The organism is Pseudomonas sp. TE6288, assembly GCF_054062095.1.
Map to the genome: position 1 here is coordinate 80,675 of NZ_JBSSEW010000017.1, position 11,842 is coordinate 92,516.

The following is an 11,842-nucleotide window of genomic DNA, read 5'->3' on the forward strand; positions in this document are numbered from 1 at the left end:
TAGGTAGATTTCCATGGCACAAGCCACCGACCAGGCCTTCTACGACCGCGCCGATGCGCATGTGGAACTGGCCAACCAGCAGATCGAAAAGCTCGAGGACCTCGGCAAGGTCAGCGCTTCGATGACCTTCGCCGCCAGCCGCTTCAATGCCTGGATGGCGGCCCGCAGTTTCAAGTCCGCGGCGGAGATGGCTGCGGCGCGCGAGGAGTTGCTGAAGTACTTCAGCGAGCAGTACCGGATGATGCTCGAAGACAACCTTGACGAGCATATCCAGCACTTCGACCGCTATGTGCTGGGCAAGGACAGCTGAGCTCGCACGCAACCAGGACATCGACGAAAAAAACCCCACCGCTTCGGTGGGGTGGCATCAATGCAATGCGCCTTGTTCCTGCGCAGGCACGCCGAACGACACGTAGTAGGCCAGGCCGACAAAGATCGCCCCACCCACGGCGTTGCCCAGGAACACCGCCGCCAGGTTCTCCGCCAACTGCCCCCAGCTCAGGTAGCCGGCGAAGATCGCCGCCGGGATCAGGAACATGTTGGCCACCACATGCTGGAAGCCGATGGCGACGAAGGCCATGATCGGGAACCAGATGCCGAGGATCTTGCCGCTCATCTCGCGGCTGGCGTAGGACAGCCACACCGCCAGGCATACCAGCCAGTTGCAGCCGATACCGGAGACGAACGCGTGCAGGAAGTCGGCGCTGACCTTGCTGGTGGCGCCGGCCAGGGTCTTGCCCAGATACGCGCCCTCGGTCAGCCCCAGCAGATGGCCGAAGCAGTAGGCGACGAACAGCGCACCCAGCAGGTTGGCCAGGGTCACCAGGGTCCAGTTGCGCGCCACCGCCCGCAGGCGGATACGCCCGGCGAACATCGCCAGGGGCAGGCTCATCATGTTGCCGGTGAGCAGTTCGCCACCGGCCAGGATCACCAGGATCAGGCCGATGGGAAACACCGCGGCGCCGAGCAGTGTGCCGAACGAGGCCCACTGCGGGGGAATCATGGTGCTGACGTGGATCGCCAGCAGAAAGCCCAGGGAAATGAACGCGCCGGCCAGGAAGCCGAGAATCAAGGTGGCGCGGGTGGGCAGGTGGGCTTTGCGGGTGCCGGCTTCGATGACCAGCTCGGTGATCCGGGAGGGGGTATTCACAGACATTTCAACAACTCGAACGCAAGGATAACGGCGGTACCATTGGACGGATCTGGTAACGATGGGACGAGGCCAGCGCGGTTCGGCTCGTGGTGGAGGGAACAGGCAACTTCGAAGCGGGCGGCACGTTATCTGAGGCAATTTGACGCGGTCAAATCGATAGGCTGGATGAGTTGATAGAGCGCATCTATGAGGTGCGGTTGTTCAGCCGCGCTGTGCTATACCACAAGCGATCAAACCCTGCGTGAGAGGAAGCCTTGGTGAATACAGTCGAGATCGAGCCGCAGGCTGTCGACAGCCCGATCACCCGTAGTGCGATGTTTCTGGTGGCCACGCTCAATCCGGGAGAGCAACCTGTGGCCGCTGTGCGGGCGCTGTGCGCCGACCTTGGCGGCCTGGTGCGTTCCGTGGGCAAGCGGGTGCCGGCCGGTAACTTGTCTTGCGTCATCGGCTTCGGCGCGGTGGCCTGGGCGGGTTTGTTCGGTGCGCCGCAACCGGCCGGCCTGCATGTCTTTCGGGAATGCGGCAGTGGTTCGCGCAAGGCGCTTGCCACACCGGGCGACATTCTTCTGCATATCCGCGCCGAGCACATGGACCTGTGTTTCGAGCTGGCGGCATTGCTGGTCAAGCGCCTGGCGGGGGCGGTGACGGTGGTCGATGAAGTGCAGGGGTTCCGCTATTTCGACATGCGCAGCATCATCGGCTTCGTCGATGGCACCGAGAACCCCGGTCCGCGGGATGTGGCGCGCTTCACCCTGGTAGGCGACGAGGACCCGGCGTTTGCCGGCGGCAGCTATGTGCTGGTGCAGAAGTACCTGCATGACATGGCCGGCTGGGAGGCGCTGTCGACCCAGGAGCAGGAGCGCATCATCGGGCGCACCAAGCTGGCCGACATCGAACTGGATGCCGCGAGCAAGCCCAGTTGCTCGCACAGTTCGCTGACCACCCTGGAAGAGGGTGGGCAAGAGGTCAAGATCCTGCGCGACAACATGCCCTTCGGCCGCCCCGGGGCCGGGGAGTTCGGTACCTATTTCATCGGTTACGCCCGCTCGCCCGCGCCGATCGAGCAGATGCTCGAAAACATGTTCGTCGGCAAGCCGCCGGGCAACTACGATCGTTTGCTGGACTACAGCCGCGCCGTTACCGGTGGGTTGTTCTTCGTGCCGCCGGTGGATTTCCTCGAGCAGGCCGCTGAATGACATTTCACCCGCACGCTTGAAACGAGGGGCAGGGCCGTGCAGTATTGCGCCGCATTACATGGTACATGCCATGGTACGCATAGGTGGAATGAGCAATGGCCCGCAATGGCATAGACAAGGCCTCCGTGCAGCAGGCACGGCAGGCGCTGATGGCCCGGGGTGAACACCCCAGTATCGATGCGGTACGTATCGAGTTGGGCAACACCGGCTCGAAGACCACTATCCACCGCTACCTCAAGGAACTCGACCGGCAGCCGCTGGAGTTGCTGGGTAGCCAGGGAGCCTTGAGCGAACCGTTGGCGCGATTGGTCGAACAACTGGCCGCCCAGCTGCAGGAGGAAGGGCAGGCCCGGATCGCCGCCGCCGAGCAGGCGGCGCAGGCGCGTTGTGCGGCGATGCAGGCCGAGCTGCAACTGACCCAGCGCGACCTGGCCGGCGCGCTGCGTCAGGTCGAGGCCCTGACCGCTGCGCTGCACGCCGAGACCCAACGGCTCACGATTGCCCAGGCCAGCCTGCAGGCCGAGCAGTTGCGCAGCGCCAGCCTCAGCCAGTCACAGGGTGAGTTGCAAGCGCGCCTGGCCGACAAGGACGGGCAACTGCGCGCCAGCCTCGAGCAGCATCAGCAGGATCAACGCCGCAACGAGACCCAGGTGCGCCAGCTGCAAGGCCAGTTGCAGACCTTGCAGCAGGGCGCCTTGGCGCGTCAGGACGAGCTGACGCGCCTGCACCGCGACAATGAGCGCCTGCTCGCCGAACATCGCCAGGCCACGGCACAGGGCACGCTGCTGGATGAGCAACTGCAGCAGCGTGACGCGCAGGTGCAGGGCTTGCGCGCCATCCTGGCCCAGGCTCAGGGCGCCAACGACGAGATGCGTCGACAGCTGGCAGCCCGAGCAGCGGACACATCGACCCTGTAGAACATCGCTGCGACAGATGCGCCGTTTGTTCAAGTGTCTCGCTCAGGCACCAGGCAACACTGGCAGCTCCAACCATGACTGGAGCCCTCCATGCGCATCTTCTATGCCCCGTGTTTCTTCTTCGGTTTCATCGCCACCGCCGTGTGGCTGATCAATCTTGGCGCCGACATTCTCTGGCTGCTGCCCTTGCTCGGCGTGGCGATCCTGCTGTCGTTCACCTGCGAAGCGCTGTGCCCCTACAAATCTGCCTGGAGCGAGGCGGCAGGCGAAGGCGGGCGTGATGGACTGCACGCACTGGTCAACGAAACACTCAATATCGCCAGCATCGCAGCCATCCCGCTGTTCGCCGGCTGGCTGCCCGCCACAAGCCTGTGGCCCAGCCACTGGCCCGTGCTGGGGCAACTGTTGCTGGCGCTGCCCCTGGCCGACCTGGGGATCACCCTGGTGCACTACGCCAGTCATCGCAGCGCATTGCTCTGGCGCCTGCACGCGGTGCATCACAGTGTGACTCGGCTGTACGGTTTCAATGGCTTGATGAAGCACCCGCTGCACCAGATGGCCGAGGGGTTGGGCGGCGTACTTCCGTTGCTGCTGCTGGGTTTGCCGCAGGACGTGGCGGCGTTGCTGGCGTTCTGCATAGCGGTCCAGCTGCTGTTGCAACACAGCAATGTCGACATGCGCATCGGCGTTCTGCGCCATCTTTTCGCCTGGGCCCCCGTGCACCGGCTGCACCACCTGAAGTACGGCACCCTGGGCGACGTCAATTTCGCGCTGTTCTTCCCCGTATGGGATCGCTTGCTCGGCACTGCCCTTCACCTGCCGGAGTATGGGTTGGCCGATGACGACATGGGCATCGGCGACCGTCCGGACTACCCGCAAACGTACCTTGCGCAACTGCGTGAGCCGTTCCGCCCAGTGGCCACGGCGCAACCACCGGCACCCTTGCCGAAAAGCCTGAGCCAGGCGCTACGCCAGCACGTCTGAGCGCAGATGGCGCAGGGCTTCGCTGGCGCGGATGCCGAATTGCTGGCGCAGGCTGCGGCTCAGGTGCGCCGAGTCGGCGAAGCCGGCGGCCATGGCCGCCTCGGTCAAGCTGGCGCCGGCCAGCGCCGCGCCCAGGGCCACGCGCAGGCGTTGCCACAGCACCATGCGCCGTACCGACAGCCCCAGGCGGCCACTGAACAGGCGCTCGAGCTGGCTGACTGACAGCGCCGCTGCCTGTGCCAGCTCGGTGGCCGGCAGGCGCTGCTCGTCCACTGCGCGAATTCGTGCCAGGGCCCGCGCCAGGCGCGGATCCAACGGGCGGCGCGGTGCCTGGCGCAACGCCTGGGCCAGGCTGGTGATATCGCGGGGGGCTTGCTGGCAAACGTCGAGCAGGGTCTCCAGGGAAAACGCCAGGGGCTCGGCGAACAAGGTGATGCAGGCGGTGCCGGGCGCGAGAATGGCGTGGGGCTGCAACGAGGCGATGGCCAGCATGTCGCCGCGATGCTGTTCGCCATTGACCTGCAGGCACGCTTCGCCCTCAAGGGCAAGCAGTACCTGGTGGGCATAGTGGGCATGGACACTGGTGTGGCCCGCCGTGCCGAGCAGCAGGCCGTGGTCATCGGCCAGCCAGAGCCGACCTCGCCAGGCGCTGTGCTGTGGTTCGTTCATTGCGGGTTCCCTATCCGTTTCGGCGCTCGTTCACTCATGCGAGTGGATATCGTTCAAAGGCCGATTATGCTTGAAGTGACTTGCCGCGATTCGGGGCCGATGCCTCGTCGTGCTTCGCGCAGCCTGCAATGCCTTGTTGGCCTGGGTGCGTGCTTTGGCTACCTGATGGAGCACTCCGGTCTACCACAACCAGACGGAGGCGACCCATGGCGGTCCTTGACAGCGCATCCACGGGCAGTAGCGCGCCCCAACGTGGCATCACCCGGGAGGAGCGCAAGGTCATCTTCGCCTCTTCGCTGGGCACCGTGTTCGAATGGTACGACTTCTACCTGTACGGCTCGCTGGCGGCAATCATCGCCAAGCACTTTTTCGCCGGGGTCAACGAAACCACTTCGTTCATCTTTGCCTTGCTGGCTTTCGCCGCCGGCTTTGCCGTGCGGCCGTTCGGCGCCATCGTGTTCGGTCGCCTGGGCGACATGATCGGGCGCAAGCACACCTTTCTCATCACCATCGTGATCATGGGCGTGTCCACCGCAGTGGTCGGGTTGCTGCCCAGCTATGCGACGATCGGCGTGGCCGCGCCGGTGATCCTCATCACCCTGCGGCTGTTGCAGGGGCTGGCATTGGGCGGGGAGTACGGCGGCGCTGCCACCTATGTGGCCGAGCATGCGCCCAAGGGCAAGCGCGGGTTCTTCACCGCGTGGATCCAGACCACCGCCACCCTCGGGCTGTTCCTGTCGCTGCTGGTGATCCTGGCCTGTCGTACGGCCATGGGCACCGAGGCGTTCGAGGACTGGGGCTGGCGGATACCATTCCTGCTGTCGATCCTGCTGCTGGCAATCTCGGTGTACATCCGCCTGCAACTCAACGAGTCACCGGTGTTCATGAAGATGAAGGCCGAGGGCAAGGCGTCGAAGGCGCCGCTGACCGAATCGTTCGCCCGTTGGGACAACCTCAAGGTGGTGATCATGGCGCTACTCGGTGGCACCGCCGGCCAGGCGGTGGTGTGGTACACCGGGCAGTTCTACGCGCTGTTCTTCCTGCTGCAGACACTGAAGATCGACCCGCAGACCGCCAACCTGCTGATCGCAGGTTCCCTGCTGATCGGCACGCCGTTCTTCATCGTCTTCGGCAGCCTGTCCGACCGCATCGGGCGCAAGAAGATCATCATGGCCGGCTGCATCATTGCCGCGTTGACCTATTTCCCGATCTTCAAGGCGCTGACCGAGTACGGCAACCCGGATGTGTTCGTCGCCCAGGAGCAGAACCCGGTCGTGGTGGTGGCCGACCCCGGGCAGTGCGCCTTCCAGTTCGACCCGGTGGGCAAGGCCCGCTTCACCAGTTCCTGCGACATCGCCAAGAGCCTGCTGGCCAAGCGGGCGATCCCGTACGAGAACGAAAAGGCCGAGCCTGGCAGCGTGGCGCAGATCCGAATCGGCGAGCGGGTGATCCCGAGTTTCGAGGGGACCGGTCTGGCCGCGGCTGAACTGAAGACTCAGGCCGACGCCTTCACCGCCACGTTGACCGGCGCCCTGAAAGAGGCCGGTTATCCCGAGAAGGCGGACCCTGCGAAGATCCATTACCCGATGGTGTTGCTGCTGCTGACCATCCTGGTGATATACGTGACCATGGTCTATGGGCCGATCGCCGCCTGGCTGGTGGAGCTGTTCCCGGCGCGGATCCGCTACACCTCGATGTCGCTGCCGTATCACATCGGCAACGGCTGGTTCGGTGGTTTTCTGCCAACGGTGGCCTTCGCCATGGTGGCGGCGACCGGGGACATCTACTACGGGCTGTGGTATCCGATCGTCATTGCGGTGATGACCGCGGTGTTGGGCATCTTCTTCCTGCCTGAGACCAAGGACCGGGATATCCATCACACCTGAAGGATGAAGGTCCGCTCCTGCAGAAGTCGCCCGATTCACGCCCTCGCTGCAGGAGCGGCCCCGGTCAGTCGAAGTAACCGCGCAAGCTATACCGGTAGCCGACATCCACCTCCGAGGCCTGTGGGCGCGCATAGGCCTTTTTCATGACGAATTCGAACGCCGGTTCGTACAATCCGTCGCGCACCACGGCGCCCGCGAGCACTTCCACCGAGTACCAGCCGTTGTCCAGTTCGATGATCGGCCGCCCCGGCTCCTGGTAGCGCGCCAGCAGATCACCCAGGGTCTTGTTGGTGAAGTGCTGCAGGATGCGCCAGGTGAAGAGCATCACGGCGCCGTGTTCGACCCTTAGCACATGGCCCGGGCGACGATGCTTGAGGCGGCTGCCAGGCTCGAGCAGTGCCGGGGTGCGTTCGTCGAGGGTGAACAGGATGCGGTAGGGCAGGTTGTCGACGCCGGCCAGCGGCAGGATCACACCTTGCTGCACCGCCAGGTCGCCACTGTCGCCGTGGGTGAAGGCGCGCGCCAGGTCGTCGGGCAGGTCTTGGTCTTCCTTGAACTGTTCGAGCAGCTGGATATCGCCCAGCAGGAAATAGTCGATCAGGTCGTTGAGCACTTCGCTGAATTCGTAGCGCATGGGGTGTCCTTGGTTCTTGCTGCGCCGGGGGAAGTCAGCAATGTAGCAGCCCCAGCGAGGGGCGCCATCACTCGCGATGGCGAGACTTCAGACTGGCTTCAGATTCGCCCTCGATACTGCCTCCACTGAAATGAGCGGGGGCCCGTCATGACCGAGCTGAATTGGAACACCCTGTTTCCCGTGGCCATTGGCTGCCATGCGCAACACCAGGCCCGACTTCTGCTGCATGGGCCGGGTACGCCAGGTCGACTCGAACTGGAGCGGTTCATTCACGCGCGCTTCGCCTGTGTGCATCACGCTGACGTGCATCATTACCTGCCCGAACTGCTGGGGCTGCATGATCGCCATGACCGGCTGATCGCCGCCGCCGGCTTACGCCTGGCCGGCAGTGCGCCGTTGTTCCTGGAGCGCTACCTCGATGTGCCGCTGGAAAGCGCCGTGGCGAACGTGGCGGCGGGGCCGGTCACCCGAGAGCAGCTGGTGGAAGTGGGCAACCTGGCGGCGCTCAGTGCCGGCAGCGCGCGGATCATGATCGTCGCGGTGACCTGGCTGCTGGCGGCACGCGGCCTGCAGTGGGTGGCATTCACTGGCGCGGCGACCTTGCTCAACAGTTTCCGCCGACTGGGGCTGGAGCCCACGGTCGTGGCGCAGGCGGCTGCCCACCGTCTGGGCGAGGAGTCCGGCAGTTGGGGCAGTTACTACGCACAGCAACCCCAGGTATTCGTCGGCAATATCGGGCTAGGCCACGCGGCACTGGCCCGTGCGGGCATGTTCGAACGGCTGGGCCTGCCGGTGGCGAAGCAGGAGAGCGGTCATGCCGCATGACATCGAGGCGTTCTTCGAAACGCTGCAGGTCCATGCCCGCCACCGTGGCGAGCAACCGGCGCTGCTGGGCAGTGATGAACGTTTCAGCTATGCGCAGTTGCTGGGTGAGGTTCGCCAGCGGGTGCACTGGCTGCGCGAACAACCTGCCGGCACCTTCGCCCTGGCAGTGGATAACGGCCCGCAAGCCCTGCTGTGGGACCTTGCCGCGTTACTGGCCGAGCGCCCGATCCTGCTGCTGCCGGGCTTTTTCAGCGCGGCCCAGCGGCGCCACTGCCTGACGCAGGGTGGCGTGTCACTGGTGCTGGCCGACAGCGCGCTGGCCGATGAGCTGCAAGCCTGTGGTTTCACTCGCGGCACGCGGTTCTGGCACCGTGACCCGCTTGCGTCACCGCGACTGCCGCACGGCACCGCCAAGATCACCTACACCTCCGGCAGTACCGGTGCGCCCAAGGGCGTTTGCCTGGGAGCCGCGTCGATGCTGCAGGTCGCCCGCGAGCTGGAAACGGCCAGCCGTGAGGCGGCGCCGGGCAAGTACCTGGCCGTGCTGCCGCTGGCGGTGTTGCTGGAAAACCTGGGGGTGTACGCGGCGCTTCTGGCCGGCGCCGTGGTCATGCTCTATCCGCAGGCGCAACTGGGCATCCGCGGCGCCAGCCAGGTGGACTTCGCGCGTCTGCTCGGGGCGATCGCCCTGAGCGGCGCAGAGAGCCTGATCCTGGTCCCGCAGCTTTTGCTGGGGCTGGTCACGGCCATCGAGCGCGGGGCCATGCGTGTCGGTCCGTTGCGTTTTGTCGCCGTGGGCGGTGCCCGGGTGGCCGCCAGCCTGCTGGCGCGTGCTGCCGCGGTGGGCCTGCCGGTGTACGAAGGCTACGGCTTGTCCGAGTGCGCATCGGTAGTGTGCCTGAACCGCCCCGGGGCGCTGCGCCCGGGCAGTGCCGGCCGGCCGTTGCCCGATGTGCAGGTGCGCATTGCCGAGGACGGCGAGGTGCTGGTGGCCGGCTCGACCTTGCTCGGTTACCTCGGCGAGCCTGTGTTCGACGGCCAGTGGTGGCCGACCGGCGACCTCGGCCAGCTTGATCGCGACGGCTACCTGCACCTGGCCGGGCGCAAGAAGCACCAGTTCATCACCAGCTTCGGGCGTAACGTCAACCCTGAATGGGTCGAGGCCGAGCTGACCCAGGGAGGGGTCATCGCCCAGGCCTTCGTGCACGGCGAGGGCCTGCCGGGCAACCTGGCGTTGCTCTGGCCGCTGGACTCGCAGGCCAGCGACGAACAGATCGAGCGGGCGGTTCGCCAGTGCAACGATGGCCTGCCGGACTATGCCCGGGTACATGCCTGGCGACGCTTGTCTGAGCCGTTGAATGCCGAGGCGGGGACCCTCACGCCCAATGGCCGCCCACGCCGCGAGGCGATCCTGCTGCATTACCAGTCCCTGTTGTCCGTTCTTCAACAAGCATGAGGTTCGCCATGTCCTTTTTCGAAAACCTGCAAGCACAGACCGCCCGCGAGCGCGAAGCGCTGTTCGGTGTCCCGGTGATCCGCGATGCCCTGGGTGGGGTGGTGAGCGTGGAGGTTTATGTGGCCTTCCTGGCCCAGGCCTACCACCATGTGCGCCATACCGTTCCGTTGATGATGGCCTGTGGCGCCCGTCTGCCGCCGCGTCTGGAGTGGCTGCGTGGCGCCGTGTGTGAATACATTGACGAGGAATACGGTCACGAACGCTGGATCCTCAACGACATCGCCGCCTGTGGCGGTGACCCGGACAAGGTCCGCGACGGTCGTCCTGCGTTGTCGATCGAGCTGATGGTCGCCTTCCTCTACGACCTGATCGCCCGGGGCAACCCGGTGGGGCTGTTCGGCATGGTCAATGTACTCGAGGGTACCAGTATCGCCCTGGCCACCCAGGCCGCCGGCAGGATACAGGGTAGCCTGGGGCTCCCGGACGAAGCGTTCAGCTACCTCAATTCCCATGGCGCCCTCGACCAGGACCATATGGTGACCTACCGCAGCCTGATGGATCGCCTGGACGACAGTGGCGATCAGCAGGCGGTGATCCATGCCGCCAAGGTGGTGTACCGCCTGTACAGCGAAATGTTCCAGCACCTGCCACGGGCAGGCCAGAGCGAGGTGCGGCATGCGCTTGCCTGACTGCGTGGTGGTGCTGACCGGGGCCAGTGGCGGGATCGGCCTGGAACTGGCCGAGCAGCTATGTGTCGCTGGCGCACGGGTGCTGGCCGTGAGCCGGCACCTGGGCCAGCTGGCGCAGTTGATGAACCGTTTTCCGCAACAATTGCGTTGGCAAGCGGCCGACCTGCGCTGTGCCCAGAGTCGCCAGGACGTGCTGGCAGCCGCGCGGTCCATGGGGGGCGTCAACGTGCTGATCAACGCCGCCGGGATCAATCGCTTCGCCTTGCTCGACCAGCTTGACGAGGCGGCGCTCGACGAGCTGCTGGATATCAACCTCAAGGCCGCGCTGCAACTGACCCGTGCCTGCCTGCCACTGCTACGCGATCAGCCTAGGGCTCTGGTGGTCAATGTTGGCTCCACCTATGGCTCGATCGGCTACCCCGGCTATGCCGCCTACTGCGCCAGCAAGTTCGCCCTGCGCGGCTTTTCCGAAGCGCTGCGCCGCGAACTGGCCGACACCCCGGTGAATGTGCTGTACGCCGCGCCACGGGCAACGCGCACGGCGATGAACAGCAATGCCGCCACGGCGCTCAACCAGGCGCTGAAGGTGGGCGTGGACCAGCCGCGGGATGTGGCCCGCGCGGTGCTCGACGCGGTCCAGGCCGAGCGCAGCGAGCTGTACCTGGGCTGGCCGGAAAAACTCTTCGTGCGCTTGAACGGCATGCTGCCCGGGCTGGTTGATCGTGCCCTGCGCAAGCAACTGCCGCTGATTCGCCGCTTTAGCGCCCATCCGGGCAAGGAGTCAGGCAAATGAAACGTCTGCTATTGGCCAGTGTGCTGGCCTTTTCGCCCTTTGTCTGGGCCCTCGACCAGGCCGGCAACCAACGCCTGAGCGAGGTGCAACAGCGCTGGGCGCAGATTCAGTACCAACTGCCCGAAGGGCAGCGCGCCAAAGCCTTCGAGGCGCTGGCCGTGGACGCGGCGGGGTTTGTCCGTCAGTACCCGGGCTCGGCGGAGCCGTTGATCTGGGAGGGTATCGTCAACAGCAGCTGGGCCGGTGCCACCGGCGGGCTCGGCGCGCTGGGCAAAGTCAAGGCCGCCCGTGCCAGCCTGGAGAAGGCGCTGGCGCTGGACCCCAAGGCCCTGCAAGGGTCGGCCTACACCAGCCTGGGGGCGTTGTACGACCGGGTACCGGGCTGGCCCCTGGGGTTCGGCGACCAGGACAAGGCCGAAGCGATGCTGCGCCAGGCCCTGGCGATCAACCCCGATGGTATCGACAGCAACTACTTCTGGGCCGACCACCTGTACCGGCAGAACCGTTATGGTGAAGCCCGCACTGCCCTGGACAAGGCCCTGCGCGCCGCGCCGCGGCCAGGCCGCACGCTGGCAGACCAGGGCCGGCGCGGGGAAATCGATGCTTTACTCAAGGCCATCGAAGACAAACAGGACTGAGC

The 11,842-nt window shown here is 65.4% G+C and carries 13 protein-coding genes; 10 read left to right on the top strand and 3 right to left on the bottom strand.

Annotated features, from left to right (window positions below; genetic code table 11):
- The first annotated feature begins 13 nt into the window (after nt 1-13).
- On the top strand, nt 14-310 hold the full coding sequence (locus tag ACVWY1_RS18970) for a DUF3144 domain-containing protein (RefSeq protein ID WP_102682437.1): 297 nt from the start codon (nt 14-16) through the stop codon (nt 308-310).
- A 57-nt stretch (nt 311-367) separates the two neighbouring features.
- On the opposite strand, the gene ACVWY1_RS18975 is transcribed toward ACVWY1_RS18970, so the two are convergent.
- Nucleotides 368-1,156, bottom strand: coding sequence for a formate/nitrite transporter family protein (locus ACVWY1_RS18975; RefSeq protein ID WP_111532299.1), 789 nt, complete (start codon nt 1,154-1,156; stop codon nt 368-370).
- Between the two features lie 254 nt (nt 1,157-1,410).
- Between ACVWY1_RS18975 and ACVWY1_RS18980 the strand changes: the two genes are divergently transcribed.
- From ACVWY1_RS18980 to ACVWY1_RS18990, 3 genes are all read left to right on the top strand, one after another.
- The gene (locus ACVWY1_RS18980) at nt 1,411-2,349 is read left to right on the top strand and encodes a Dyp-type peroxidase (protein WP_457378623.1); all 939 of its coding nucleotides are present in this window, start codon (nt 1,411-1,413) and stop codon (nt 2,347-2,349) included.
- 95 nt (nt 2,350-2,444) lie between these two features.
- Nucleotides 2,445-3,266: a DNA-binding protein gene (locus tag ACVWY1_RS18985; RefSeq protein ID WP_457378624.1), complete on the top strand. Its 822-nt coding sequence runs from the start codon at nt 2,445-2,447 to the stop codon at nt 3,264-3,266.
- 90 nt (nt 3,267-3,356) lie between these two features.
- A complete protein-coding gene (locus ACVWY1_RS18990) occupies nt 3,357-4,250 on the top strand; it encodes a sterol desaturase family protein (RefSeq protein ID WP_277504547.1) in 894 nt (297 codons plus the stop codon).
- On the opposite strand, the gene ACVWY1_RS18995 is transcribed toward ACVWY1_RS18990, so the two are convergent.
- Entirely contained in the window at nt 4,233-4,919 is a 687-nt protein-coding gene (locus ACVWY1_RS18995; RefSeq protein ID WP_457378625.1) for a helix-turn-helix domain-containing protein, read from the bottom strand. The genes ACVWY1_RS18990 and ACVWY1_RS18995 overlap by 18 nt on opposite strands.
- Nucleotides 4,920-5,125: 206 nt before the next feature.
- Between ACVWY1_RS18995 and ACVWY1_RS19000 the strand changes: the two genes are divergently transcribed.
- On the top strand, nt 5,126-6,805 hold the full coding sequence (locus tag ACVWY1_RS19000; protein WP_102682442.1) for an MFS transporter: 1,680 nt from the start codon (nt 5,126-5,128) through the stop codon (nt 6,803-6,805).
- Between the two features lie 64 nt (nt 6,806-6,869).
- Here the strand turns inward: ACVWY1_RS19000 and ACVWY1_RS19005 are convergent, their stop codons facing one another.
- Nucleotides 6,870-7,439: a hypothetical protein gene (locus ACVWY1_RS19005; protein WP_277504543.1), complete on the bottom strand. Its 570-nt coding sequence runs from the start codon at nt 7,437-7,439 to the stop codon at nt 6,870-6,872.
- 147 nt (nt 7,440-7,586) lie between these two features.
- On the opposite strand from ACVWY1_RS19005, the gene ACVWY1_RS19010 reads away from it, so the two are divergent.
- The 5 genes from ACVWY1_RS19010 to ACVWY1_RS19030 are packed head-to-tail and all read left to right on the top strand — an operon-like array spanning nt 7,587 to nt 11,840.
- Nucleotides 7,587-8,264, top strand: coding sequence for a thermostable hemolysin (locus ACVWY1_RS19010; protein WP_457378626.1), 678 nt, complete (start codon nt 7,587-7,589; stop codon nt 8,262-8,264).
- Entirely contained in the window at nt 8,254-9,720 is a 1,467-nt protein-coding gene (locus ACVWY1_RS19015) for an AMP-binding protein (RefSeq protein WP_457378627.1), read from the top strand. The genes ACVWY1_RS19010 and ACVWY1_RS19015 overlap by 11 nt, the downstream gene beginning before the upstream one ends.
- Nucleotides 9,721-9,728: 8 nt before the next feature.
- Nucleotides 9,729-10,409, top strand: coding sequence for a TenA family transcriptional regulator (locus ACVWY1_RS19020; RefSeq protein ID WP_457378628.1), 681 nt, complete (start codon nt 9,729-9,731; stop codon nt 10,407-10,409).
- Nucleotides 10,396-11,202 (top strand): SDR family oxidoreductase, encoded by an 807-nt coding sequence (locus ACVWY1_RS19025; protein WP_110702196.1) that lies wholly within the window; start codon nt 10,396-10,398, stop codon nt 11,200-11,202. The genes ACVWY1_RS19020 and ACVWY1_RS19025 overlap by 14 nt, the downstream gene beginning before the upstream one ends.
- Nucleotides 11,199-11,840, top strand: coding sequence for a tetratricopeptide repeat protein (locus tag ACVWY1_RS19030; protein WP_457378629.1), 642 nt, complete (start codon nt 11,199-11,201; stop codon nt 11,838-11,840). The genes ACVWY1_RS19025 and ACVWY1_RS19030 overlap by 4 nt, the downstream gene beginning before the upstream one ends.
- Nucleotides 11,841-11,842 lie beyond the last annotated feature (2 nt).